A 24,052-nucleotide genomic window follows, 5' to 3' on the forward strand; every position below is an offset into this window, starting at 1 on the left:
AACTGGTTCACGGCGACAGCTGCACGGCAGGCGTCGCGCCCGGGCGGCGCTGGTCGAGGTGGCACCGCAAAACCTGGACGCCGGGCGAAACGACTTCACCATCAGCCTGTACACACGCAAGCATCGTCAACTCGCGCAAGACCGCCTGCAGTTCCGCCGCGATCCGCCGGTAGCGTTCAGCGAGGTCATGACCGAGACGGAAAGACTGCTCGCCCGGATCTCCTCGATCGCCGTTCACACCGCGTCCTACCGCCTGGGACAGCATGGCGAACTCCTCGTCACGGACGCCCTTCCTCAGCAACTCAGGAGCGCGAAATGAACCAGCATCCCATCGAAATGGTCACGACGAACGACCTCGACATCGCCTACGAACGACACGGACGCCCGGGCGCCCCTCCGGTCATCCTTCTGCACGGATTCCCGTACGATGTACGCAGCTACGACGAAGTCGCCCGGATCCTCGCCGCAGCAGACGCCGAAGTATTCGTTCCGTACCTCCGCGGGTTCGGACCCACCCGCTTCAGACGCCCCACGACCATCCGGTCCGGCCAGCAAACAGCCCTTGCCAGCGACCTCATCGCAATGATCGAGGCCCTCGACCTCAACCGACCAGTCGTCGCGGGGTACGACTGGGGCGGACGCGCCGCGACCATCACAGCCATGCTCCGCCCCGACCTGATCACGGGACTCGTCAGCGTCGACGGCTACAACGTCCACGACCTGGCCAACAGCGACGCCCCAACTCCGCCGGACCAGGAACGGAAGCTCTGGTACAACTACTACCTGCACTCCGAACGTGGCCGCCGCGGGCTCGAACAACACCGCGAGGCATTCGCTCGCCTGCTCTGGGAGGAATGGTCACCCGGATGGGACTTCACGAACAAGGAGTTCGCCGCGACCGCGCCCTCTCTCCATAACCCCGACTTCGTCGCCGTCGCCGTCCACTCCTACCGACACCGGTTCCAACTCGCTACAGGCGCGGCAGAATACCAAGCCGACGAGGACCGCATCGCGCCACTTCCACAGATCCAGGTCCCTACCATCGCTATCAGCGCACTTGACGACGGGCTCCGCGCACCGAAACTGACCGCCGAACACGCCTCGCACTTCCCCAATCTGATCGACGACGTACGCCTTCGCGTCGGGCACAACCCACCCCAAGAAGCACCCGACGAATTCGCGAATACGGTCGCCAGAATCCGCTTCACCCACCGAAATACGCCCAAAATGCCGCTAACCAGCTAGTATCTTGCGCCAGAAATGACGAGACTAAAGACCGTGTCCTATGTGGTGAGTGTGAGTAGTCTTTTGTAGCAGCAGAGGGTGGCTGCGAGGGCGAGCAAGGCCAGGTAGTTGCGGGGTCGCGTTCGTAGCGGTGGTTGAGTCGTCGGTAGCCGGTGAGCCAGGACATGGTCCGTTCGATCACCCACCTGCGGCGGCCTAATCGCTCGCTGGGCTCGACGCCTTTGCGGGCGATGCGGACGCCGATCCTCTTGCCGCGTAACCATCGGCGCAGGTCAGGCTGGTCGTATGCCTTGTCTGCGTGGAGCTTGCGCGGTTTGTAGTACCAGCCATTCTCGGGGTCGTGTCTCGATTGGAGGCCACCGACCATGGGATTCAAGCCGTGGCTGTCGAGGACGTTGCCAGCTGAGACGCCGACGACCAGAGGCAGTCCGGCTGCGTCCGACAAGACATGCATCTTGGAACCTGGCTTGCCTGTGCCGCTCGAAAAGTCATCGCCGCAGGTGAGCTGGATGCGATCAGCCCGCTGGGATCATGTCCTCCGTGATGGTGTCCTTGCTGCACAAGGCGACCCGGAAGCTGCTGACTGTTCCATCGGTGCTCCTCCGTCGCGGGACGGCGAAGGACGCGGAACTTCTGGTGCAGCGGCACGAGAACGCGGTCCTGCGCCGCCAGTTGGCCGGACCGGTCCGCTATGAGCCCGCCGACCGGTTCTGGTTCGCCGCCCTGTCCGGGCTGATACCCCAGCGCCACTGGCTCAAGATCTTCCCTGTCACCCCCGGCACCCTGCTTGCCTGGCACCGCAGATTCATCTCCGCAAAGTGGGACTACACCGCGCGCCGGGGCACCGGCCGCCCACCCACCCCGGCAGCGATCAAGAAACTCGTCCTGCGGCTGGCGAGGGAGAATCCCACGTGGGGGCACCGGTGGATCCATGGTGAGCTGGCCCAACTCGGGTATCGCATCGCCGCCTCGACGGTGTGGGAGATCCTCAACACGGCCGGCATCGACCCCGCGCCACGTCGCTCAGGCCCCACCTGGCGCGAGTTCCTGACCGCGCAAGCCGAGGGCATCATCGCGGCAGACTTCTTCCACATCGACACCGCCCTCGGCAGGCGATTGTACGCGCTGTCTGAACGGCACAGGTTCAGGAACATCCGCGCTCGCCTCGCCTGCCCGGCCCGTGTTCCCAAACCCCGAGGCGCCGGCCCCGGACGGCCACCCCGACGTTAAGAACACACACCGGGCATTGCGCTACGCCGTCGGCAAGACCGTCAAACGCCCCGAGACTCTCAAGGCCATCGGCAAGCCCGGAAGATCTTGGTAGATAAAGAACAAGCTGAGCAGGCCCGCCACCGGCTCACCGGCGCCGCCCGCCCCGTGGTCGACGAACCCCATGATCGGATGGTGGCCGAACGTCCGCTTCCACGTCGCAGCGGCGTCCTGCTTGTCCGAGTGCGCGATCACCAGCATCCCGTCCAGGTCCACGATCACCTGTCCGCCCTGGTCGGGAGCCGCGTCCCCGGCCAAGGCCCAGACACGCTCGCGGACCTGGGCACGAGCCCGGCGGATCGCGGTCAGCGCGCGCTTCCCACCGCGGGCGAGCGTAACGACCAGCCGGGAGACCGTCGGGGCGGAGGCCACCGGCCCGAATGCGCCCGGCTCAGCCCGCAGCACCTCGAAATCTGCCAGGCAATCCCCGCCCAGCGCGACCGCGAGCGCCACGTCCAGCAGGATCTTGCCCGGATCATGCACCGCACGCGCCTTGCGCCACGGCGCCAACGCCGCCGACATCGCGCTGTCCAGCCCGCTCTTGCGGACCGTCTCCACCAACAGCACGGCCCCGGCCTGAGAAACCACTCCCCGGCCACCGCCCTCAGCACGGACACGCTGGTAGGACCCGATACGCTTGGTCACCTGGGAAGTGCTTCTTTCCTCGCAGCCAAAAGGACTCTCGACAAGCCCTATCGTTGTAGGTCAGGAGCACTTCTCGCGTTTGTGATCAAGCTTCGGACAACCCACCTCGCGAAAGCCCGAGGCTAGTCGGATTGAGCGCCATCGGCGTCCGTCCCGCTGCGCCGGGCTATGAGTTCATCCTCGATACGCCGGAGGGTGGCATTGACGATCTCGATGGTGGCGGGGTCGTCGATGATGCCCCGGAGGGTCCGGTCCCAGTTTTCGCGGAGGATCTGGCGATTCTGGTGGGCCTTGTCGGTGGGGTACAGGCGCACGCCTCGGGCGTTGCGGTCGTCCACGACGCGATCCACGAGCCCCCTCTTCTCCAGGCCGCGCAGTACCCGGCTGAAGTTGCTCGACGGAAGCAGGGTCGCCTCCGACGCGGCTCGCGCGGACGTGCCGGGGTGGTGGTGGATGAACCGCATGACGCTGATCTCGATCGGCGTGCACGGCTCGAAGGCGGGGTCCGCCGGGGGCCGAAGCTGCCGCCCCACGGCGAAGACCAGGTCGGCCAGCTCGTGGAGACTGGCGGCTTTGACGTCGCTCATGCCACGAGGATACCTTCCTATTGCTCGATAGCTGTCAATTGATAGCATTGAATGGCGGACGCCCCGCGCCTCGAAGGCCGCGGCGCTGCTCAGGCAATCCACCGACTCATGGATGAGGAATCCCCTATGGACATCAGCGGAGCCGTAGTACTCGTGACCGGAGCGTCGTCAGGTATCGGAGGGGCCACCGCACGCGCCGCCTCCCGCGCCGGTGCGCGCGTGGTGCTCCTCGCTCGCCGCGAGGAACGCATCCGACAGCTCGCCAAGGAACTCGGCGAGTCCGTGGCCCTGGCCGTGCCATGTGATGTGACGGACCGGGTCCAGGTCGCGGCGGCCGTAGAAGCCGCGATCGAGAAGTTCGGGCGGATCGACGTCCTCGTGAACAACGCAGGCCAGGGGCTGCAGGCGACCGTCGACGCCATCGAGCCCGAGGACTTCCGGGCCGTCCTCGAACTCAACCTCGTCGCACCCCTGACCGTGACGCAGGCCGTCCTCCCGCAGATGCGCAAGCAGGGAGCCGGGGCCATCGTGAACGTGGGCTCCGGGATCGTCTGGTCGTCGCTGCCCGGATCCGGCGCATACTCCGCCTCCAAGGCCGCCCTCGCCAAGCTCTCGGCTATCGCCCGCGTCGAGCTCGCCGACGACAACATCGCCGTGTCGATGATGTTCCCGTCGATCACCGAGACCGAGTTCGTCAGGACGGTTCGCGGCGACGTCGCAGGCGCGCTGAAAATGGAGGGCTCCAGCGGCTTGGTACCCCAGTCACCCGAGGGCGCCGCCGACACAATCCTCGATCTGATCAGGAGCGGCGCCGAGCAGGCCGACCTCGTCCCGGAGGAGTACGGCGGCACGCTCAAAAGCTGAGCCACCGAAAACCGAAAATACCCCGACGCACGTCATGAGGCCGGGCGGGCAACGCCTTCCGCTGCTGTCGACGAAGCACAGGCGGCAGCGGTGGAAGGACACGCACGACCCGGTCCGTTATCGAGGAAGAGACACGGCACATGGAGATAGGCGTAGGGCTGCCGGGTCATGTCACCGGAGTTGAGGAGCGTACGTTGGTGACGTGGGCGCGGCGGGCCGAGGAGCGGGGATTCGCCTCGCTGATCGCCAGCGACCGCCTGGCCTGGTCCACTCCGGAACCCCTGATCACACTGGCCGCGGCAGCCGGGGCCACCGAACGCATCCGGTTGGTCACCAGCGTGCTGCTGGCCCCGCTGCACACCAACCCCGCTTTATTCGCCAAGGCCGCGGCGACCTTGGACCGGATCGCGGGCGCCGGACGGCTGCATCTCGGTCTCGCTCCCGGAGCCCGCGAAGACGACTACCGGGCGAGCCACCTGGACTTCAGTACTCGAGGGCGTGCCCTGGACACACTGGTGGAACGCGTCACCGCCATCTGGCGAGGTGAAGAGGAGGTGGGTCCGGCCCCGGTCACCCCCGGAGGGCCGCCACTGTGGTTCGGCGGCGCATCGCAGGCGACGCTGCGGCGTATCGCCTCCCACGGCACCGGATGGATCGCCGGAACCGGCGGAGACATCGACGAGTTCATCACATTCGCCACCCGCCTCCACAGCCGCTGGAAGGAGGCCGGCAGGCAAGGACTTCCGCGCACCAGGGCCACGGCGATGTTCGCCCTCGGCGGCCACGCACACCGATCCCTCGCCCGCGCCGTCAACGACTACTACGCCTTCGCCGGCCCCGACTACGTCCGGACCGTCATCGACACAGCGGCCACCACCGCCGACCTGATCCACGCAACCGTCACCGCCCACGAAGCAGCCGGACTCGACGAACTCGTCTTCGTGGGCAACGACATCGACCCGAAGCAGATCGACCTGCTCGCCGACATCCTCGGGGACAAACTCACCTCCCCGAACAGCACAACCAGGGCGCCGGACCGCTCACATTGAAGGAACCAAGATGCCGAACGAGTTGAACCACTTCATCGTCCACTGCCGTAACCGGCGAGAGTCCGCTGCGTTCCTGGCCGACCTGATGGCCGCCCCCACCCCCTTCGACTACGGCCGGTTCACGCAGGTCAACACATCAACCACGTCGGCATCGACTTCGCCGACGACTTGGTCCCCGCCGACCGCATCAACGAAAGCCACATCGCATTCCTCGTAACCGACGAAGAGTTCGACGCGATCCTGGCCCGCCTCAGGAAGAACTCCGTCCCCTTCTGGCCGAACCCGGTCAAGATCCGCGAAGGCGAGATCAACCACCTATTCGGCGGGCGCGGCCTGTACACACTCGACCCCGGCGGCACGGTCCTGGCCGAGTTCATCACCACGCCTACAGCTAAGAGCTCGCGCAGATAGGCGGTGTGGGGGCCCGGCAGCAAGGCGGGCGCAGGTCCCGGTGACCATGGAGTTGCGACGCTCTGTGATCATTGGGGAGACCCGTGCCCGTCCTGCCATCATGGCTGACCGACCCGCTCTGGGACCAGTTCGTGCCCTACCTCATGCGGGTGGCGTCGATTCCGCCGTCGATGTCGAAGGTTGCGCCGTGGACGAACGCCGCTTCGTCGCTGACCAGCCAGCGAACTGCGTAGGCGATGTCGATCGGGCGCACGGGCGCCCCCGCGGGGGTGTCCTTCGTCATCGCTGCGAGAACATTGACGAAGGCTCCGTTGCCGGGCGTAGCCGTCGCTCCCGGTGCGACTGTGTTGACGTGCACGCCGCTCGGTCCGTACTCCGCTGCCCAAGCGCGCGTGAGCTGCTCGATTGCTGCCTTCGTGGCTGGATACAGCGCCGTATACGGCACACCCACTCGTGCCATCCAGGAGCCGATGTTGACGATGGATCCATGGCCGCGCTCGGCCATACGAGGAGCGAGGGTGGCGACGAGCACATGCGGTGCGCGGATGTTCGTCGCCCACAGGGCCTGCATCTCCTCGTCCGTGACGTCCGCCGTGCTGCCGCCGGGGTAGACGCCGGCGTTGTTCACGAGGATGTCGATGCTCCCCCCAAGGGCGGCCTCGGCTCGCGCGGCGAACTCGCGAATCTCCGAAGGCTCCGCGTCGAGAGTCGCGGTCACGACGTGCGCCGTACCGCCCTTCGCGCGAATCGCGTCCGCGACTGCTCCGGCGCGGTCGGAGTTCCGGCCGGACACGACGACCTCGGCGCCGGAAGCGGCGAGGACTTTCGCGATCGCCTCCCCGATGCCGCTGGACGATCCGGTGATCAGAGCCGTCCTCCCGCGCAGCCGCTCATCGGCGGGAAGGGCTTCAAGGAGTTCTTGGAGTGCCTGATTCTGTTGCATTCATTAATGCTGGGCGTTCGAGCCGACCACGGGCTTGCCGAATTCCACGGCATTATTGCCTGATCCCGTAAGGCTTGATCGCGTAACATGAGTTCGGTGGATGGGAGTGCGAGCACGGCGCCTGCAGTCACCGCGAGCCTTGGGCGTTCGGCCGGCATCGTCGCCCGGCATGCCGATGACAAGGCGCGCGCAGCGAGGCTCGGCCTGCGACTGTCGCATGTTCGTGGCGCCACGCCCCTCTTCTTCCAACGCTATGCGCCCTCGCTTGCCGTGGTTCTCGCCGGAAGGAAACGCTCCATCCTCGGCGCGGACGACGACGTCTGGGGCAGTGACCGCTTCCTGGTGACTCCCGTCGATCTTCCGGTCGTCGCGGGTGTGGTCGAGACCGACGCGGCCGGCAGTTTCCTGTCGGCGACCTGGGAGTTCGATCCTGTGCTCGTGCGGGAGGTCGCCGTTGCCCTTCCTCACCACTCCCACCCGTCCACCGGATCGCTGGAACGACTCGGCACGTGGACCCCAGGCCTCGCAGACGCGTTCGCCAGGCTCGTCGGGCTGCTCGATGAGCCCGAGACGATCGCGATTCTGGGTCCAGCCATCGCGCGTGAAGTCATTCTTCGACTCCTGCAGACGGAACAGGCGCCCCGCATTCTCGCCACGACGAATGGGGAGGAGCGATCAGTGGTTGTCCAAGCAGTTGCGTACCTGACCGACAAGATGAGCGAACCATGGACGATGCCCATGCTCGCGGCAGCCCTCCACACCAGCGAATCGACGCTCTTCGGACGATTCAAGCAGGCAACCTCGATGACTCCGATGCAATACCTCAAGCGGCTGCGGCTTGGCGAGGCCCGGCACCGCATGGTGATTCTCGGGGAGTCAGCAGCTCAGGCCGCCCGTACCGTCGGCTATCGCAGCGCGTCGCACTTCTCACGCGACTACCGCGCCGTGTACGGCGCGCCGCCCGCCACCGATGCCACCCGCTCTCGTACCCACCTCCGACAGATGGCCCCGGCGCTTACGGACAGCGGCGGCGACCAGCCGACAAGTCCCTGACGCAGACGTCGTAGCCGTGGCCGGGGTTCCGCCGGTGCACACGTCCGCCGCTGCCGTCGGACTCGCAGCTGGTCTGCCCGGCCGTGGCCCAAGTGCTATTGCAGGCCCACAACGAGCCGCACCGGCTGCGGTTCGTCGGGTCGAGACCGTGGCGTCGTTGGGAGAAGCCCCATCTGCGGGCGCGAGTCTGCGGTGCCAGACCAACAGCGTGCTCGGTGTGACCGGGAAGACCTTGGCCCAGCAGCGGCGGGGGATCAGCGAGCACAGGGCTGCAAACCAGAGACGGTCCGCAGGCCGCGCCACTTGTTGCGGCGTCGTTCGGCCCATGCCACGGGTTGGCTCCTTGATGTGTGAGGGCGAAGGCGATCGGGTGGGTCGCCAGGGCGTCCATGGACGCTCGCCGGGGTGGCAGAGCGGAAGCCCCTTGCCGGGTGGTTGTCGGTCAGGTACGGCCATGATGGTCAGGGCGTTGTGAGCCGCTGCGGATGATGGCGTTCAGATCTTCTGTAGAGAACCGGAGGTGCGGTCCCACCCTTGTGGAGGGAATGCGGCCCGCGGCTGACTTCTTCCGCAGCCACGACGCCGGTACCTGGAGCAGGGCGGCGGCGTGTTGGGGCGTGTGCAACAGCCGGTGTGTGATTCAGCAGTTCCTCCAACACCGGGGCGGGGGTGGCGCCGGTCGCGGTGAGGACCCACATGCGGTCGGAGACAGGTGTCTCGTGGGCGGCCACGGTCCACGCTCTTTCGTGAGCTGGCGTTTCGTGGACGCGCTCGATGCGCAGGGTCAGGGACTCGTGGATGGCGTGGGTTGTCTCATCCGACCAGGTGCGTTCCCTGTCAAGTTCAACATGTTGAAGTAGGCCGTGGTCACTGACCTGGTGCTTCGACCTAATCGGCGCCCTTGTCCGCCTCGCCGGTGTGGACGTGACCGTGCACGCGCCGCGAGGCCGCCGGTGCATCAAGCCCAGCGTCCCCGGACCCGGACGCCCGGCAGGCTCCCGCCATCCGCCGCGATCCTGACGAAAGCACCAAACACGGCAGGACGATTGAAGATCGCCGACGGCGTACAAGTCAGACGAAAAGCGCGGGCAGGCTGACAAACCCCGTCGGAAATCGCGCCGGAGTGTGACAGCCGCACCGGGCTGGGGAGGCGGCGGACACCCGGTCTGCCGTCCCAGAGCTCGCTGACGCAGAGTCAGTCGCCGTCGGGCGGCAGTGGCACGTCGTACGCATTGAGGATCGCCGAGATGGCGGCATACTGCGCGACGAGGAAGACGAGTTCAGCCGTACCGGAGTCGCCGAAGGCGCGGACCGCGGCTCGGTAAAGCGCTCCCGGCAAAGGCGCGCCGCTGTGCAGCCGGGCAGCCACATCGTGAGCGACCGTTTCCTCGGCGGTCATGCCTGCCGGGCGCTGCCCCGCGACCAGGCCCTCGATGATGTCCTCCGGCAGACCGACGTCGAGCGCAACCCGGGAGTGCGAGTACAGCTCGTAGGCCGCGGCATACCGCGACCCCGTGGTGAGAATCGCAACCTCGCGCACCCGGGCGGGCAGGACTGAGGCACCGGTGCCGGCCGTGAACCACTCCAGCAGCGGGCGGGCGAGCCCGGGAAAGCGGAGCATCACCGGGAACGGGCCGATCAGCGCGCCGTCGGGATCAGTCGAGGTAAACGGCGCGGGCAACCCGGCCATGAGCTGTCGGACGTGACCGTCGAGCGAGCGCTGCTCGGCTGTCAGTTCGCTGGGCTTGATCGAGGGCATGCGCACAACGCGTCACCGTACCTGCGTGCCGGCGAGCCACACCTGACGGACCCGACCGCGAAGGTCGTCGAGATCGGACAGACTGCCCGCGACGACGACCACATCCGCGAGCTTGTCGGCTGCCAACTTTCCGGCGGTGTCGAATCGAAGGAGTTCGGCCGGGCTCGACGTCGTGGCGCGCCAGGCATCCAGCGCGGACATCGACGAGGAGTTCACCATCAGAGCGAGTTCACTGAGGTTGCTCGCTGCCGGGCTCCAGTAGGGCGGGCTGTCGGTCCCCATAGCGATCTTCACTCCCGCCTGGACGGCGAGTGCGAAGCTCGCCTGATGAGCTTCGACGGCCTCACGGGCAAGGTTGGCGTTCTCTTCCGGGATCGGTATGCCGCTGTCAGCGGCGTCAATGATGGCGCGTGTTGCTGACAGCGTGGGAACGAGCCAGGCGCCACGCTCGAGCATGAGGTCGACTGCTTCGTCGTCCAGGTAGTAGCCGTGTTCGATGGAACGGACGCCGGCCCGCAAGGCTGCCTTGATTCCCTCGGTCCCCTGCGCGTGGGCGAATACGTAGGTGTCGGCCGCGGCGGCTTCGGCGACGATCACCGCTAGCTCGTCGGCGCGAAACTGGGCGTGGCGGGGATTATCGCCTGGAGACATGACTCCGCCGGTGGTGGCGATCTTGACTGCGTCGGCTCCCGCGCGCAGGACTTCACGAACTCCTCGCCGTACTCCGTCCGGGCCGTCGACGATCGGGTTGGGCCGTCCGGGGTGTGCCGTCATCATCGGGATCGATCGCTGACCTCCCGAGGGGAGATGGACATCGCCGTGCCCGCCCGTTTGGGACAGCATCGAGATCGCGATCTGCAGTCGCGGTCCCTCGATGAGTTCCTGTGCGATCGCTTGCTTCACCCCTAGGTCTGCGCCTGCGGCATCTCGGGCAGAGGTGATGCCTTGGTCGAGCAGGAGCGACAGGTTGCGCTTTGCTTCGTAATACTGCAGGGAGAAGGCTTGTTGTTCGGCGCGTGCGAGGTTGAAGTCTCGGGTCATCACGTGCACGTGGCAGTCGAACAGCCCGGGGAGGACCGACTTTCCAGAGCAGTCCACAACGTGATCACCGTCCAGATCGGTCCCGACATCGACGACGTGGCGGCCTTCGATGACGAGGTCGGCTATGCCTGCTGCGGTTCCGTCGAAGACGGTCCCATTCTTGAAGACTGTGCGGATTGCCATTGCTCCTCATTTCATGAATGTTCGACTGCGCAGGTTGGGCGCGGGGGGCTGACACGGCACCGGAGATGGAGGCGTTGGCCTTACAGAGGCTGCCCACCGCCGTGGCGGTGAGCAGAACCCGACGATGTCGTTGCGTGAATCGTCGTCGGCGCCCTTGCCCGCAGCCGTGTGGTTCAATGCGTAAAACAGTACGGCGGGGATGAAGCCGGCCGCACCGTTGGTCGGTGCGGTCACGACGCGGCCGCCGCTGGCGTTCTCCTCATTCACTGCCAACGCGATGAAGTTGACACGCTCTTGCCAGTATTGGTCATTGCGCTCGGGGTCCTCGCGGTCCAATCGCGACGCCCATGCACCGGCTCGCCGACGGTCACCGAGGCCACCAGGGAGCACCCCTGTGCGCGATACAGCCGAGGTGACGCATGTGCGCATCGTTTCGCCGTACGGTCAACGGTCGCAGCACGAAGTCCTCGATCCGGCAGGGGATTCGTTGCCCCTGCGCCGAGGCTCACCGTGCCGGATTCCGTGACGTCCGCCAGTCTTCGCTCAACTTCGCCGGAGTCGATCCTGGCTGATTGCGCACCATCCAAGCCTAGAAGCACCGCGGTGAACGTGCCGTGCCCGCGTCCGGTCGCGGTGAGCGAGCCAAATATCCCCACTCGCACTGATTCGACGCTGTCCGCCGTGTCCGCTCTTCGTAGGTCCTTCGCAAAGGCGGCGGCTGCCTTCATCGGTCCGACTGTGTGCGAACTTGAGGGCTCAATCCCGATAGTGGACAGGTCGAAGACACCGACAGGAGCTGTCGAAGTGGTCATGAAGCAGGACGGTAGTCGGCGCGTGTAATGGTCCCGGCCTGTTGCAGGATTTCACCCGAAAGACGGCTTTGACTGAGGCATATTGGTCAGCAGAGGGCTGAATTCGCCAGTGGTGTGCCCATGGGCATTGAGGCGGTGTCCTTCCTTCTTGACCGTGCGCAGCACGACGGAACGGTCGGCGATGCTGACGCCGGGAAGTTTCTCCTCGAGGACGGCCTCGAGCCGCTGCACGTCAGCCAGCGTCGGCAACCACACGGCGAGGATGAGGTTGTACTGTCCGACAGTTGAAACCGCGAGGCGGATCTCGCCGATACGCGTGAGCACCGACCCGACGCGCTGCACGAGCGCGGCAGGGACACGGAGGAAGTACCACGCATGAACCGGGCGACCTGATTGCGTTTTTGCCATATCCAGGCGGGTGTCCAACCGCCCTTGTGCAGTCATGGCCGCAACCGCATCCCGTACCCGACGTTGGCCCACGCCGACGGCCCGCGCCAGGAAAGCCACTGTCGCCCTGCCGTCCGAACCCAGGAGGCGAAGGAGTTGGTCTTCCATCTGAGAGTCGACGCGGCCCCTCGGGGATCGCGAGACCTCGATGGTCCGCTCTACCGCAGCGATCTCCTCGGCTGACAGGGAGCGAAGACGCCACTGACCTCCGTCCACGAAGGGCGACGTGAACAAGTGGGCCCGGGCCGCCCGAATCCCGTCAAGTGCCGGTACCCGCGTCATCAAATACTCCGTGAGGGCATCCATGCTTGATGTGGCCACCAGCACGAGCATCTCGCGTCCCCCGGCCGTGAGGTCCACCGTGAACGCTTCACTGTCCGCCGAGATCTCCTGTGCGAGACCGAGCGTGGCGGCAGGGTGGGCTTCGATTTCCAGTATGGCCGACGGCCCTCTCAGCTCTGGGCCGGGATGTCCGGACACCCATGCGATGCCAGCCTCGACGATGCGTTCCCAGCGCCGGGCGAGGGTGACCGCGTCGACCCCGATAATCGGCGCCAGCGCAGCCCAGCGTGCTCGCGGGTTGATCTGGAGGGCATGGATGAGCCGCCGATCGAGCTCATCGAGGTCGTAGTCCTGCCGACTCGCGTCCAAATGACACATAAGACTTGACTCTATGTTACGGGAAAGGGTTGATGTTGTGGCGGGCATGCGGTTGTTCACGTGCAGTGTGCCGAAGCATCCTGACGTGGCTCCGTGCGGAGATTCCAGACGCCGCAACTCGCGATGCCCTTTGAGTGCCGGCGTGGAGCTCGTGACGCTGGCCGAATTACGGCAGAAGGGCGCGCCTGCCGGACGTCAAACTTCATCGCGGTTGGCTTCTGGGGATTTTTCCTGCGTTGCCGGTCATGCCGCTTCCTCACGGAGTAATGATCTTCGCATTAGTGCGAGAGCGTCGGTATCCCGGCGCTGGCGAAGGAGGACGACCTTGGCGACCATGTCAGACCCCCGGTGGGAAGGCCACGTTCCACCGACCGCATTTGAGGAGTACTCAGAGAAGTACGCCGCCTTCTTCAAGATGCGCAGGGAGAACGGGATCATCGAGCTTCGGCTCCACACTGACGGCGGTCCGTACATCCACAACTGGGCCGCCCACAACGCGTGGAACCGGGTGTGGCAGGACGTGGGCAACGACCCCGACAACCATGTCCTCATCCTGACCGGCACCGGCGAGACCTGGTTCCGAGGCGACCCCGAGGAGACGTGGCCGCGGCCCATCGTCGACGAGGAGCCCGACTACATCTTTCAGCAGACCATCGATGCGTGGAAGCTGATCGAGAACTTCGTCAACAACCTCGACATCCCGACGATCGCGGCGGTAAACGGTCCCGGGATCCACACCGAGTTCGCGCTACTCTGCGACATCACTCTGGCCGCGGAAGACGCAGACTTCATGGACCCCCACTTCATGGCGGGCACCGCGCCGGGAGACGGACTCTCGCTCGCCCTGCAGCACCTGATGGGCACGAAGCGGGCGGCCTACGACATCTACAGTGGCCGCTCCATCCCCGCGCGGAAAGCACTCGACTACGGGCTCGTCAGCGACGTACTTCCGCGTGAGGAGCTCCTGCCGAAGGCGTGGGGGATCGCAGGCGACATCATGAAGCGCCCGCGGTTCGCCCGCTGGGCAACCCACAACATCGTGTCTCGCCCCTGGCGCAAGCTCGTTGCCGAAGACTTCGGTTTCCACTTCTCGCAACAGATGCTTGCCACCGTCGCTGCCAAGCGACAGGTTCCCGACCCCGACCTGGTCGTCGAGGCGCGCTCACGCAAAGCGTGGTGAGAACCTGAGGGACGAAGCAGGTTGTCGGCCGCCGTCACGGACGGCGGCCGACACTTGTCTACTGATCTCCTCGGGGTGTTGTCGGATGGCGAGTCAGTTTCAGGCTAGCGCCGGTAAATCATCTGTCGATCAGAGCGGGGCGCCGGATCCTTGGATCCGGCGCCCCGCTCTGGCCGCCTTCCGCGGCGCGAAGATGATCGGCGTCGACCGGCTGTCTGGACGCGCTGGTCCCTGAGCGCCGCGCTTGTCGGCGACAGCCCCTCGCGGGCGAGATCCGGGAAGCCGGGGGTGTGGGTCGTCGGGGCCAGGCCGTGCTCGTCGGCAAAGGGTAGACGGCCACCCGCACAGCGGTCTCCGTTGGGCAGGCGCTGGGCGCAGGTGCCGCGCATATTGACCGGGCGCTGGAACTGGCTGACGGGTGGTTCGCAGCGAACCTTGTGCCGCTCGAAAAGTCATCGCGGCACGTCATGCCACATGTCTGTACTCGTTGATGAGGCCGCCGAGGATCCGGGTGCGCTCGACTTGTGGGTGCTGAGGTCATGCGCTGCTGCGGGTTGTTCGTGAGCGTCGGGTGGTAGCTGGTTGCGGGCTTGGTGGGGTCGGTGCTCGTTGTAGTGCCGCTCGTAGGATGCAAGGACGTGGCGGGCGTGGGCCTCGTTCATGATCAGGACGTGGTCGAGGGCTTCGCGTCGGATGCTGCCGATGATGCGTTCGCAGTGCGCGTTCATCCGGGGAGCTCGTGGCGCACTTTTGAGGATCTCCATGTCCTCGGCTTGGAAGACCGCGTCGAATGCCTGGCTGTACTTGCCATCGCGGTCGCGCAGCAAGAAGTACAGGGAATCGATGCGTGTGCCCAGGCCAATCGTGAGATTCCTTGCCTGCTGCACTGCCCAGTCCTGTGTCGGGCGGGCGGTGACCCCGGTGATGTGCAGTCGCCGGGTGCCGTGCTCGAGGAACACCAGCGCGTACAGTCGCTTGCCGAGCGCGGTGTCGATATGGAGGAAGTCTGCCGCGATGGTGCCCTGGGCTTGCGTGGTCAGGAACTCGCGCCAGGTGGGTCCTGCGCGGCGCGGTGCCGGATCGATGCCCGCGGCATGCAGGATCTCCCAGACCGTCGACGCAGCCATCCGATGCCCGAGCCGGGTCAGCTCCCCCTGGATCCGCCGGTGCCCCCACCTCGGATTCTCCCGGGCCAGCCGTAGGACGAGCCTCTTGATCGCTGCCGTGGTGGGTGGGCGTCCGGTGCGCCTGCGCGCGGTGTAGTCCCACTTCGCGGCGATGAACCTGCGATGCCAGGCCAGCAGGGTGTCGGGGGCGACAGAGAAGACCTGGTGCCAGTGGCGCCGGGGTATCAGCCCGGACAGGGCGGCGAACCAGAACCGGTCAGCGGGCTCGTAGCGCATCGGTCTGGCCAACTGGCGGCGCAGGACCGCGTTCTCGTGCCGCAGCACCAGCAGTTCCGCGTCCTTCGCCGCCCCGCGACGCAGGAGCACCGATGGAACAGTCAGCAGCTTTCGGGTCACCTGGTACAGCAAGGGCACGATCACGGAGGACATGATCCCAGCGGACTGGCCGTACCACTCCCACCTGCGACGACGACTTTTCGAGCGGCACAGGTTCGAGTCCCACAGGCTCCCCGCCCGGCGGCAATGAGGCATGGCTACCCGCATCCCGTCAGGGCCCGGGGCTTGGCCGAACAGGTCCCGCAGCACCCTCGTCGGCACCATCGACGCATCGACCATCCCGCCCCCGATCCTCGGCCCTCGCCCCGCCGGCGGCTGCCCGCCGCCCTCTAGGGGCCGAAGCCACCCGCGCCCTCCCAGCGTCGCGACTGTTGACGTACCCAGGCCGTAGCCGGTAACTGTTTACGAGTCGCTTTCAAACCGGTTTAGAAGTCGGTGTGCACCAAGCCGAAGCCGTGACCGAATCAGCACCCGGAAGACCTCGTCAACCGACGCACGCCCCCCACGGCAACGTTGTCAGGATCTGGGTGCGCCCAAAGGAGTCCGCATGACGGAAAATGGAGTGGTTCCCCTGCCCGATCGACGTCGCGTCCTACTCGGGGGCCTCGGGCTCGCCGCCGGTGTCGCCGGACTGACGCTGTCAGTGCCGACTCTCGCGCGGGCTGCCGAAGCCAGTGGAAGTCAAGCGGCGACGGATGACATTCAACTCATCATCGAACGCCTGCAACAGCGGTTTCTTGCCCAAGGTGACCAGGTGAGAATCGCCAATGGCATCTTCCTCGCCCGTACGTCCGAGGCCCTGGCCTATGTCGAGTCCCTGCGCGCCGACGGCTCGTGGCCCAATGTGGACTACGGCGACACCACCAGTTCCGCCAACGGCCGAGTCTGGTCGCCCTATCACGCGCTGTACCGCATGATCGCGATGGCTCATGCCTACCGTGACCCGGGTGCCGCGGGCTACGGCAAACCGGAGCTGATCGAGGCCCTGAACCGCGCGCTTCTCTACTGGGACAGTGTCAAACCGACCAGCACGAACTGGTGGGAAGTCGAGATCGGCAAGTCGATGGCCATGGGCCGGGTGTCGATCTTCGTCGGCGACAAACTCAGCACCGAGGCGCGGGAGGTGACGTACGTCCACAACACCGGCCGTCTGGACCCGGCCGGGGCGAACGGCTCCTGGAGGACCGAGAACTACCTCTATGAGGCCGTCGCGAAGCACGCGACCGCCGACATCGAGCAGGGTTACGCCACCATGTCGCAGACGGTCGCCGTCGACAGCAGCGGTAAGGTCACCGAGGCCGTGCAGGTGGACTCGTCCTTCTGGGCGCATGGGGCGCAGCTCTACAGCGAGGGCTACGGCATGGCCCTGTTCACCATCGTCGCGGCCTGGGCCGATGTCGCGCGCGGCACCAGCTTCGCCTTCTCGCCCCAGGACATCGACGCCATCGCCTTCTACATCCTCGACGGGACCCGCTGGCTGATCCGCGGGGAGATCGGGATGATGTACCTCGGGTACCGTCCCCCCAACACCATCGACGGCATTACGAGTTACGCGGCCGACTTCCTCGAGCCGCTCGACCGGATGGTCCGGGCCGATGAGAGAAACTCGGCGGCATACCAGCGGCTTGCCGACAATATCCGCGGGAAGAGCCGGGAGAACGGCGTCATCGGGCATAAGTATTTCTGGCGCTCGGAGTTCTCCTCGCATCTGCGGGACGCGTATGGAATCTTCACCAGGGTCAATTCCCCTCGTATGAAGGGCAGCGAGTACCGCTCCACCTTCCGGCCCGAAGTCGGCAACGAGATCGACTGGAACGCGGCGGGAGCCACCTCGATCCAGGTCACGAACCGGGAATACGACGACCTCGTACCCGCCTTCGACTGGTTCCACTACCCGGGTGTCACCGCGCCCTACACCAAGGTGACGACGCAGTCGAGTCCCGCCAACCGCGGCAGTTTCACGGGCGGCGTCTCCGACGGGCGTTACGGGGCAAGCGTCTTCACCCTCGACCGGTTCTCGACCACCGGGCGCAAGAGCTACTTCTACTTCGACGATGAGATGGTCGCGCTCGGCGCCGGGATCAGTTCCACCTCGCAGTATGCCGTCCATACGACCGTCAATCAGGGAGCGGCCCGGTCCAATGCCTCCGTCGGCGGCAAGACCGTACGCCCGGGGACCGATTCAGCTGCCACCGGCGCCTCATGGGCGTACAACGACGAGATCGGCTACGTCTTCCCGGAGGGCGGGCCGTTGAAGGTCTCGAACAAGGAGCAGACCGGGAGCTGGCTCGACCGTGATCCAGTGAAGCGGAATGCCTTCACCCTCTTCTTTGACCACGGAACCAGCCCGGACGGAGCCAAGTACGCCTACGTCCTCCTGCCCGGCGCGACACCCGAAAAGGTCCGCTCCTATGCGGCCAAGCCGGTCGTCAAGATCCTGCGCAACGACGAGCAGGTCCAAGCAGTCCGCCACCCGCGGCTGCGGCTGACGATGGCGACCTTCCATGCCGCGGGCTCCCTCGACCTGGGATCAGGTCGCACGCTGCGAGTCGATCAGCCGGCCATCATCATGCTCAACGAGGACGGTGGCTCCGCCGTGGCGAGCGTCGCCAACCCCGACCAGCCCGACCTGACGGTCTCCGTCACCCTTGCCGCACCCGGCCGCACCCGTCGCGCCAGCTTCCCGCTGGGCACCGGCCCGAACCTCGGCAAGACGGTGACACAGCCCCTCAGGTGACGCGAAGCACAGACGTAAACCGGCTTGCGGCCGACGGCGAGAAGCCGTCGGCCGCAAGCCGGTTCAGGTCAGAGGCGTCAGTCCGCGGTCCGCTCCAGGGCGGCTACGCCGATCGCGCTGTCCGCCATCCCGTAGAACACATAGACGGTCCCCGCGATGCGCTCGATCGCCGTCGGGAAGACAACGTTGCCAAGCGTTCCTACCGTCTCCTCGCGGGTCTCCGGAGACAGCCACGGCTCCTGGGAGCGCGCCAGCACCCGCGCCGGATTGTCCGGGTCCAGCAGCATGCCCCCGGCCCGGTAGACGGCGCCATGGCTGAGCTCAAAGCCCCTCGCGACCGGGCCGGTCACCCCGTGGTGGATGAGCAGCCAGCCCTCGGGCACCCGCAGCGGCGGCGGACCCGCACCGATCTTCGCCACCTCGAACGGCATCTCCGGAGCCGCCACCGGAGCGGAGTGCCGCAGCGAGGTCAGCGCCGAAAGATCGCGGCGGGCCGCCTCGGCGTCTACGTACGCGATCCAGATCGACGGGCGGCCGTCGGCCACCCCGGCCGGGACCGGGGCGCCCTCGCCCGGACGCAGCCAGTCCAGGTCCCACATCGGCCGGTGCAGCATCGCGAAGCTCGGACGGCCGTCGGGGCCGGGCACGATCTCGGGGAAGAAGACAAGGTCTTTATTGGGGAAGAAGTTCAAGTCGGTGGACAGGTGCGACTGATACGTGAAATGCAGTGGGCCCAGACGGCGCCATCTGATCGTGTCCGTAGAGACGGCCAACGCGGGCCGCGGGCCGAGCGGCCCGTAGGCGACGTACGTCATGACGTGCACGCCCAGGTCGGGGATGAAGGTGATGCGGGGGTCCTCCACGCCGGCATTGTGCGCACCCCGCTCGAAGCCTTCGTCCGGGGACAGCACCACGCCCTGGCGCTCTACGCCGACCGGTACGCCGTCCTCGATCACGACACGGGCGCGGCCGATCCGGGAGACATTGCCTGTCGCGACCATGCGGGGGAAGAGATAGAGCTCGCCGTCGGGTCCCCAGGCGGTGGCCGGATTGAGGACGCCCTCGGCCTCCAGGGGGTCGGTGGAGTCGGCGTTCATGAGCACACCGACCCGGTTCAGTGCGTACGGGAGCGCGCTTTCGGTGTTGAGCTGGGTCATACCTAGCCTTTGATCGCGGATCCGAGGTTGGCAGAGGTGAAGTGGCGCTGGAAGAGCAGAAAGAGGACGACGGCCGGCACCGCCAGCACGCAGGCACCGGCGAGCACAGCGCCCATGGGGTTGGCCTGGAAGGTGGAATTGGCCTGCGAGAAGTTCGCCAGGCTGACCGCGAGGGGCTGCATCCCCTGGTCCTTGGTCACCAGGAACGGCCAGAGGAACTCGTTCCACGGGCCGATGAAGGTCACCAGCATGGCTGTGAGAATCGCCGGGCGCACCAGTGGCACCGCCACCGAGCGCAGGATGCGCAGCTCACTCGCCCCGTCCATGCGCGCCGCGTCGAAGATCTCGCGCGGGATCTGGAGGAAGTACTGGCGGAAGATGAGCACGGCGACGGAGTTGATGGCGAACGGCAGGATCATTCCGGCGTAACTGTCGGCGAGGCCGAAGTAACGCACCACCATCACGTACAGCGGGATCATCAGCAACTGGAACGGGATCGCCTGGACCAGCAGGACGAGCGCGAACACCAGGCCGCGGCCGCGGAAGCGCAGGATAGCCAGGGCGTAGCCGGCCAGCAGGCCGAAGACCAGCGTGCAGACCACCACCCCGACCGTCATGATCAGCGAGTTGGCAAGTGCGCCCAGCAGGCTGAACGAGTCGTCGATACCGGCGAGGTTGTCCAGGGTCAGGTTGCTCGGCTTCGGCAGCAGGCCGCCGAGGCCGGTGTCGCGCTTCTTCTGTAGCGCCCCGATGAGCATGTAGTAGAACGGCAGCAGAGCGGCGATGGCGCCGAGGCCGAGCGCGGCGTAGCGCAGGATGCGGGCGATGCGCGGGATATGGGCCATATCAGTCCCTCTCCATGACGCGCCGGGCGACGGTCGCGATGATGAGCACGCCGGTGACGAGAATCAGTCCGATGGCGGCCGCGGCATCCGGCTCGCCCTGCTCGATGCCCCGCTGGTACACCAGCAGCGCGGGGGTGAGCGAGGCGCCGCTCGGGCCGCCGCCGGTGAGCAGGAACGGCTCGGTGAAGATCTGCCCGGCAGTGATGATCGACAGCAGGATGACGAGCGAGGTGACGGGCCGGACGGCCGGCAGGGTGACGGCCCGGAACGCCTGCCAGCGCCCGGCTCCGTCGGTCAGTGCCGCCTCGTGCAGCTCCTTGGGCACGTTCTGTAGCGCGGCGAGGTAGAGCAGGATGTAGAACCCGAGCTGCTTCCAGGTGACGTAGACGGCGATGAGCGGCATCACCAGGTGCTTGTTCGCCAGCCAGGACGGGTCCGGGGCCCAGGAGCCGAGGACGTTGTTGACGGCACCGGAGCCATTGAACAGAAACAGCCAGACCGCCAGCGTGGCGACCGAGGCCGTCACATACGGCACGTAATACGCCACCCGGAAGAATCCGCGCCAGTGAGTCGCGGCATTCAGCGCCGAGGCCAGCGTGAGCGCCAGCACCACGGTCAGCGGAATGTTGATCGCCATGAACAACCCGAGGTTGGCGAAGGCGCGCCGGGTCTTCTCCTCGCCGAGGACCTCGGTGAAGTTGTCGAACCCGACGAACGGGTGCGGCACGGAGACGCCGGGCGCGGTGAAGAAGTAGTCGTGGAAGGCCATCCATACGCCGACCCCGAACGGGATGATGAACACGACCAGGACGTAGGCGGTGTACGGCGCGGTCAGGACGAGCCCGAGCGGGCTGTCGCCCAGCCAACGCTGGAGCCGCGAGGCGCCGGGCCGGCGACCCGGGATACGGCGTTCGGGTGCGGCTGCCGGCGGTGCGTGGCGGGGCGATGGCCGGTGGTGCCGGCCGCGGGGCGGATCACCTGCGGCCTGGGTCCCATCGCGGCTGTCGCGGAGTGATTTCATGGTGTGCCTCGTCAGCCGGCGATCTGGTCGTCGATCTGCTGCGCGGCCTTGTCAAAGGTCGACTTCACATCGCCCTTCCCGGGCAGCACCGCGTCTTCCCAGGCTGTGCGGAACGTCTTCCACACCTCGGTCGAGCCGGCGATGTTCGGCACGTCCACCGCCCGCGGCACCGCGTCGGCGAAGGGCCGGTAGAAGGGATTGTCCTTGAGATAGCCCCCCGCGACGGCGGCCACGTCACTGCGGGTGGGGAACTGCCCCGTCGCCTTCAGCAGTGCCGCGTCGTTCTTCGCGCTCATCGAGAACTTGGTGAATTCCCAGGCGGTCCGCTTGTGCTTGCACGAGGTGAACAGACCGACGTTCTTGGAGTCCGCGAACGTCGATGTCTTGTCGGCCGGTATTCCCTCGGCCGTGGGCAGCGGCACCACGCCGTACTTCACCTTGCCGTCGAACTGTCCCTTGCCCCACGGCCCGGCGATGCCCATGGCGGCCACCCCATCGGCGAACGGGCCCGCCCACATGTCGCCGCTGTACGCCTCCGGGGACGAGTAGCCGTTGGCGTACATCTGCTGCCAGAAGCCGAGGGTCTGCCGTCCGGCATCGGAAGTGAAGGTGGCCTTCTTGTCCTTCACCAGTTGCGTGCCGCCGGAGTTGGCCAGGTACAGCGGATAGAAGTCGAAGAGCGCATTGGTGTAGTCACTGGTCGCCGGCGGATACAAGGTGAACTTCGCCGCCTTACTGCTCTTGATCTTCTTCGCCGCGGCCAGCACATCGTCGTACGTGCTGAGCTTCGGATTCTCGGCGTCCAGGCCGGCCTTCTTGAAGACGTCCTTGTTGTAATAGAGCATGAACGGGTTGGTTTTCCACGGCACTTGATACAACTTGCCGTCCGGGGAACGGAAGCCGTCCGCGGCACCGCCGGAGCGCTTCTTGATGAAGGACTCGGCATCGCCGAAGGTGTCCGAGAGATTCACCAGGCCGCCCTGCTTCTGGAATGCGGCGACCGCCGCCGGAGCGGTGTTGTAGACGAGGCACGGGGTGTTGCCCGCGGTGATCGCGGCCCCGATGACGTCTTCGGTGGACTTGCCCGACGGCACCGCCTTGGCGGTGACCTTCTCCTTGGTGTGCTCGGCGTTCCAGGCAGCCACTGTGGCCTTGGCCCAGGCTTGCTCCTGCTTATTCGTCGAGTACCAGATGTCGATCGGTCCCGAGGTCGGCTTGCCGCCGCCGGCGTCGCCCGAACCGCAGGCGGACAATGGCAGGACAAGCGCCGCGGCGGCGGTCAGCACCGTAACGCGCGGAAAACGCCTCATTGTGCCCAACTCCCTTCCATGCGGGTGGTTGAGGGTCCGAAGCGACTCCCCTCTGGTCGCCGCCGGCCCGCCCCGCCAGAATGATCACCGCGGGGTTACGAGCGTCATCAAACCGGTTTAATATCTAAGCGTCAAGGACGGATGCGAAACGTTTCGGTAACCTGGGTGGCGCAGTTCTGCCACCCAGGAGCCGTACGTCCCGAATCAGTGGAAGGCGAGGCGGTATGGTGCGGGGCCAGGACAAAGCGGGTGGATCGGCGGGCGGTTCCCGCCAGGCGATGCCTCCGCCGCCACGCCGGGTCGGAGGCAGTCGGCCGACCATCGGTGATGTCGCCACGCTGGCCCAGGTCTCCAAGGCAACGGTCTCCTTCGTCATCAACGACCGCCCTGGGGTCAGCCCGCAGGCGCGCCAGCGAGTCCTGGACGCGATCGACCAGCTGGGCTGGCAGCCCAACGCCGGCGCCCGGGCGCTCTCCACCAAGCGGTCCCAGACCCTCGGCCTGGTGATGCGCCGACCGCCGGAACTGCTGAGTACCGACCCGTTCTTCCCGCAGTTCGTCGCCGGCATCGAGACCGGCCTCGCGCCGCTCGGCTACGCGCTCGTGCTCCAGGTCGTCCCCGATGAGGAAACCGAACGGCAGGCGTATGAGCGGCTGGCCCGTGACGGTCGGGTCGACGGCGTGTTCCTCACCGATCTGCGCACCGACGACCCGCGGCCCGCACTCGTGACGGAGCTGGGCATTAGCGCACTGATCGTCGGGCCACCGCAGCACGGCGGCCAGGTGCCGGCCCTCGGGGTCGACGACGGCAGCGGGGTGCGGCGTGCGGTCAGCCATCTGCGCTCACTCGGCCACCGGTGGATCGGACACGTCTGCGGCGCCGCGGGGTACGTGCACACCGAGGCCCGGTGCGACGCCTGGCGCGGTGCGCTGGCGGATGCCGGCCTGCCCGAGATCCCGCCCGTGGCGGCGGACTTCACCGGCGCGGCCGGCGCCCAGGCCACGCATCAGCTGCTGGACCTGGACCAGCCGCCGACCGCCATCGTGTACGCCAACGACCTGATGGCCATCGCCGGGATCACCGCCGCGACCAGCCGCGGGCTGCGGGTCCCCGAGGACCTGTCGGTGGTGGGCTTCGACGACATCCCGCTGGCCGACTGCATCGCACCGCCGCTGACGACGGTACGCCAGGACGTGCTGACCTGGGGGCGCGCCGCCGCGCAGGCACTGGTTTCGCTCACCGAGGGAGGAGAGTTCCAGGCGGCCGAACTCCCGCCGGTGGAATTCGTGGTGCGGGCGAGCACCGCGCCGCCGCGGAATTGAGCGTGGAGCCGTGAGCGGGGGCGGGGGCGGGGGCGGGGGCGGGCAGCAG

The 24,052-nt window shown here is 66.7% G+C and carries 20 protein-coding genes and 7 pseudogenes; 11 read left to right on the plus strand and 16 right to left on the minus strand.

Annotated elements, in window-relative coordinates; translation table 11 throughout:
• Window positions 1-58: 58 nt before the first annotated feature.
• Both ACK1X7_RS11200 and ACK1X7_RS11205 read left to right on the plus strand, forming a co-directional pair.
• Entirely contained in the window at window positions 59-319 is a 261-nt protein-coding gene (locus ACK1X7_RS11200) for a hypothetical protein (RefSeq protein ID WP_413115038.1), read from the plus strand.
• On the plus strand, window positions 316-1,245 hold the full coding sequence (locus ACK1X7_RS11205) for an alpha/beta fold hydrolase (protein WP_385152456.1): 930 nt from the start codon (window positions 316-318) through the stop codon (window positions 1,243-1,245). The genes ACK1X7_RS11200 and ACK1X7_RS11205 overlap by 4 nt, the downstream gene beginning before the upstream one ends.
• A 38-nt stretch (window positions 1,246-1,283) precedes the next feature.
• On the opposite strand, the pseudogene ACK1X7_RS11210 reads toward ACK1X7_RS11205, so the two are convergent.
• Window positions 1,284-1,717, minus strand: a pseudogene (locus ACK1X7_RS11210) (IS5 family transposase); the annotation flags it as partial.
• Between the two features lie 68 nt (window positions 1,718-1,785).
• On the opposite strand from ACK1X7_RS11210, the pseudogene ACK1X7_RS11215 reads away from it, so the two are divergent.
• Both ACK1X7_RS11215 and ACK1X7_RS11220 read left to right on the plus strand, forming a co-directional pair.
• Window positions 1,786-2,373, plus strand: a pseudogene (locus ACK1X7_RS11215) (helix-turn-helix domain-containing protein); the annotation flags it as partial.
• Window positions 2,374-2,379: 6 nt separating this feature from the next.
• Window positions 2,380-2,569, plus strand: a pseudogene (locus ACK1X7_RS11220) (NF041680 family putative transposase); the annotation flags it as partial.
• Window positions 2,570-2,583: 14 nt separating this feature from the next.
• Here the strand turns inward: ACK1X7_RS11220 and ACK1X7_RS11225 are convergent.
• A pseudogene (locus tag ACK1X7_RS11225) lies at window positions 2,584-3,159 on the minus strand (transposase); the annotation flags it as partial.
• A 122-nt stretch (window positions 3,160-3,281) separates the two neighbouring features.
• Window positions 3,282-3,746, minus strand: coding sequence for a MarR family winged helix-turn-helix transcriptional regulator (locus ACK1X7_RS11230; RefSeq protein WP_385152459.1), 465 nt, complete (start codon window positions 3,744-3,746; stop codon window positions 3,282-3,284).
• Between the two features lie 126 nt (window positions 3,747-3,872).
• Here ACK1X7_RS11230 and ACK1X7_RS11235 point away from each other — a divergent pair, with 126 nt between their 5' ends.
• From ACK1X7_RS11235 to ACK1X7_RS11245, 3 genes are all read left to right on the plus strand, one after another.
• Window positions 3,873-4,610, plus strand: a complete 738-nt coding sequence (locus tag ACK1X7_RS11235) for an SDR family oxidoreductase (RefSeq protein ID WP_413115039.1) — start codon at window positions 3,873-3,875, stop codon at window positions 4,608-4,610.
• 140 nt (window positions 4,611-4,750) lie between these two features.
• Window positions 4,751-5,659, plus strand: a complete 909-nt coding sequence (locus ACK1X7_RS11240) for an LLM class flavin-dependent oxidoreductase (protein ID WP_385152465.1) — start codon at window positions 4,751-4,753, stop codon at window positions 5,657-5,659.
• Between the two features lie 168 nt (window positions 5,660-5,827).
• Window positions 5,828-6,070 (plus strand): hypothetical protein, encoded by a 243-nt coding sequence (locus ACK1X7_RS11245; RefSeq protein ID WP_385152468.1) that lies wholly within the window; start codon window positions 5,828-5,830, stop codon window positions 6,068-6,070.
• A gap of 136 nt (window positions 6,071-6,206) precedes the next feature.
• On the opposite strand, the gene ACK1X7_RS11250 is transcribed toward ACK1X7_RS11245, so the two are convergent.
• Complete coding sequence (locus ACK1X7_RS11250; protein ID WP_385152471.1) at window positions 6,207-7,013, minus strand: SDR family NAD(P)-dependent oxidoreductase; 807 nt, start codon at window positions 7,011-7,013, stop codon at window positions 6,207-6,209.
• Window positions 7,014-7,100: 87 nt separating this feature from the next.
• Between ACK1X7_RS11250 and ACK1X7_RS11255 the strand changes: the two genes are divergently transcribed.
• Complete coding sequence (locus ACK1X7_RS11255; protein ID WP_413115040.1) at window positions 7,101-8,066, plus strand: AraC family transcriptional regulator; 966 nt, start codon at window positions 7,101-7,103, stop codon at window positions 8,064-8,066.
• Window positions 8,067-8,508: 442 nt separating this feature from the next.
• Here ACK1X7_RS11255 and ACK1X7_RS11260 read toward each other — a convergent pair whose 3' ends face one another.
• The 7 genes and pseudogenes from ACK1X7_RS11260 to ACK1X7_RS11290 form a co-directional block, all read right to left on the minus strand.
• Window positions 8,509-8,691, minus strand: coding sequence for a helix-turn-helix domain-containing protein (locus tag ACK1X7_RS11260; RefSeq protein WP_385152478.1), 183 nt, complete (start codon window positions 8,689-8,691; stop codon window positions 8,509-8,511).
• A 22-nt stretch (window positions 8,692-8,713) separates the two neighbouring features.
• Window positions 8,714-9,025 (minus strand): annotated as a pseudogene (locus ACK1X7_RS11265) (DUF317 domain-containing protein); the annotation flags it as partial.
• A 236-nt stretch (window positions 9,026-9,261) separates the two neighbouring features.
• The gene (locus tag ACK1X7_RS11270; RefSeq protein ID WP_413115041.1) at window positions 9,262-9,825 is read right to left on the minus strand and encodes a carboxymuconolactone decarboxylase family protein; all 564 of its coding nucleotides are present in this window, start codon (window positions 9,823-9,825) and stop codon (window positions 9,262-9,264) included.
• Between the two features lie 12 nt (window positions 9,826-9,837).
• On the minus strand, window positions 9,838-11,049 hold the full coding sequence (locus ACK1X7_RS11275) for a metal-dependent hydrolase family protein (protein ID WP_390795541.1): 1,212 nt from the start codon (window positions 11,047-11,049) through the stop codon (window positions 9,838-9,840).
• Between the two features lie 6 nt (window positions 11,050-11,055).
• Window positions 11,056-11,478 (minus strand): L-serine ammonia-lyase, iron-sulfur-dependent, subunit beta, encoded by a 423-nt coding sequence (locus tag ACK1X7_RS11280; RefSeq protein WP_385152489.1) that lies wholly within the window; start codon window positions 11,476-11,478, stop codon window positions 11,056-11,058.
• A 122-nt stretch (window positions 11,479-11,600) separates the two neighbouring features.
• Window positions 11,601-11,861, minus strand: a pseudogene (locus tag ACK1X7_RS11285) (serine dehydratase beta chain); the annotation flags it as partial.
• Window positions 11,862-11,912: 51 nt separating this feature from the next.
• Window positions 11,913-12,959 carry an Lrp/AsnC family transcriptional regulator gene (locus ACK1X7_RS11290; protein WP_413115042.1) on the minus strand — a complete coding sequence of 349 codons (1,047 nt, stop codon included), beginning with the start codon at window positions 12,957-12,959 and terminating at the stop codon, window positions 11,913-11,915.
• 343 nt (window positions 12,960-13,302) lie between these two features.
• Here ACK1X7_RS11290 and ACK1X7_RS11295 point away from each other — a divergent pair, with 343 nt between their 5' ends.
• Window positions 13,303-14,148, plus strand: coding sequence for an enoyl-CoA hydratase/isomerase family protein (locus ACK1X7_RS11295; protein WP_385152498.1), 846 nt, complete (start codon window positions 13,303-13,305; stop codon window positions 14,146-14,148).
• Between the two features lie 465 nt (window positions 14,149-14,613).
• Here ACK1X7_RS11295 and ACK1X7_RS11300 read toward each other — a convergent pair.
• A pseudogene (locus ACK1X7_RS11300) lies at window positions 14,614-15,695 on the minus strand (integrase core domain-containing protein).
• A 670-nt stretch (window positions 15,696-16,365) separates the two neighbouring features.
• On the opposite strand from ACK1X7_RS11300, the gene ACK1X7_RS11305 reads away from it, so the two are divergent.
• Window positions 16,366-18,348, plus strand: a complete 1,983-nt coding sequence (locus tag ACK1X7_RS11305) for a polysaccharide lyase family 8 super-sandwich domain-containing protein (RefSeq protein ID WP_385158023.1) — start codon at window positions 16,366-16,368, stop codon at window positions 18,346-18,348.
• 77 nt (window positions 18,349-18,425) lie between these two features.
• Here ACK1X7_RS11305 and ACK1X7_RS11310 read toward each other — a convergent pair whose 3' ends face one another.
• Genes ACK1X7_RS11310 through ACK1X7_RS11325 form a run of 4 tightly spaced genes read right to left on the minus strand, consistent with a single transcriptional unit; the run spans window position 18,426 to window position 22,681 of the window.
• A complete protein-coding gene (locus tag ACK1X7_RS11310; RefSeq protein WP_413115043.1) occupies window positions 18,426-19,505 on the minus strand; it encodes a glycoside hydrolase family 130 protein in 1,080 nt (359 codons plus the stop codon).
• A gap of 2 nt (window positions 19,506-19,507) precedes the next feature.
• Window positions 19,508-20,350, minus strand: a complete 843-nt coding sequence (locus ACK1X7_RS11315) for a carbohydrate ABC transporter permease (RefSeq protein WP_390795538.1) — start codon at window positions 20,348-20,350, stop codon at window positions 19,508-19,510.
• Window position 20,351: 1 nt separating this feature from the next.
• Entirely contained in the window at window positions 20,352-21,371 is a 1,020-nt protein-coding gene (locus tag ACK1X7_RS11320) for a carbohydrate ABC transporter permease (RefSeq protein WP_413115044.1), read from the minus strand.
• Between the two features lie 11 nt (window positions 21,372-21,382).
• Window positions 21,383-22,681, minus strand: coding sequence for a sugar ABC transporter substrate-binding protein (locus tag ACK1X7_RS11325; protein WP_390795536.1), 1,299 nt, complete (start codon window positions 22,679-22,681; stop codon window positions 21,383-21,385).
• Window positions 22,682-22,959: 278 nt separating this feature from the next.
• Here ACK1X7_RS11325 and ACK1X7_RS11330 point away from each other — a divergent pair, with 278 nt between their 5' ends.
• On the plus strand, window positions 22,960-24,003 hold the full coding sequence (locus tag ACK1X7_RS11330) for a LacI family DNA-binding transcriptional regulator (RefSeq protein WP_385150045.1): 1,044 nt from the start codon (window positions 22,960-22,962) through the stop codon (window positions 24,001-24,003).
• Window positions 24,004-24,052 lie beyond the last annotated feature (49 nt).

Origin of the sequence: Streptomyces sp. CY-1 (assembly GCF_047218265.1) — a bacterium.
GTDB lineage: Bacteria > Actinomycetota > Actinomycetes > Streptomycetales > Streptomycetaceae > Streptomyces > Streptomyces niphimycinicus.

Coding starts and splice junctions, on each gene's coding strand:
- ACK1X7_RS11205 (WP_385152456.1), top strand. CDS start 316: ATGAACCAGCATCCCATCGAAATGGTCACGACGAACGACCTCGACATC.
- ACK1X7_RS11230 (WP_385152459.1), bottom strand. CDS start 3,746: ATGAGCGACGTCAAAGCCGCCAGTCTCCACGAGCTGGCCGACCTGGTC.
- ACK1X7_RS11235 (WP_413115039.1), top strand. CDS start 3,873: ATGGACATCAGCGGAGCCGTAGTACTCGTGACCGGAGCGTCGTCAGGT.
- ACK1X7_RS11240 (WP_385152465.1), top strand. CDS start 4,751: ATGGAGATAGGCGTAGGGCTGCCGGGTCATGTCACCGGAGTTGAGGAG.
- ACK1X7_RS11250 (WP_385152471.1), bottom strand. CDS start 7,013: ATGCAACAGAATCAGGCACTCCAAGAACTCCTTGAAGCCCTTCCCGCC.
- ACK1X7_RS11255 (WP_413115040.1), top strand. CDS start 7,101: ATGAGTTCGGTGGATGGGAGTGCGAGCACGGCGCCTGCAGTCACCGCG.
- ACK1X7_RS11270 (WP_413115041.1), bottom strand. CDS start 9,825: ATGCCCTCGATCAAGCCCAGCGAACTGACAGCCGAGCAGCGCTCGCTC.
- ACK1X7_RS11275 (WP_390795541.1), bottom strand. CDS start 11,049: ATGGCAATCCGCACAGTCTTCAAGAATGGGACCGTCTTCGACGGAACC.
- ACK1X7_RS11280 (WP_385152489.1), bottom strand. CDS start 11,478: ATGCGCACATGCGTCACCTCGGCTGTATCGCGCACAGGGGTGCTCCCT.
- ACK1X7_RS11295 (WP_385152498.1), top strand. CDS start 13,303: ATGTCAGACCCCCGGTGGGAAGGCCACGTTCCACCGACCGCATTTGAG.
- ACK1X7_RS11310 (WP_413115043.1), bottom strand. CDS start 19,505: ATGACCCAGCTCAACACCGAAAGCGCGCTCCCGTACGCACTGAACCGG.
- ACK1X7_RS11315 (WP_390795538.1), bottom strand. CDS start 20,350: ATGGCCCATATCCCGCGCATCGCCCGCATCCTGCGCTACGCCGCGCTC.
- ACK1X7_RS11320 (WP_413115044.1), bottom strand. CDS start 21,371: ATGAAATCACTCCGCGACAGCCGCGATGGGACCCAGGCCGCAGGTGAT.
- ACK1X7_RS11325 (WP_390795536.1), bottom strand. CDS start 22,681: ATGAGGCGTTTTCCGCGCGTTACGGTGCTGACCGCCGCCGCGGCGCTT.
- ACK1X7_RS11330 (WP_385150045.1), top strand. CDS start 22,960: ATGCCTCCGCCGCCACGCCGGGTCGGAGGCAGTCGGCCGACCATCGGT.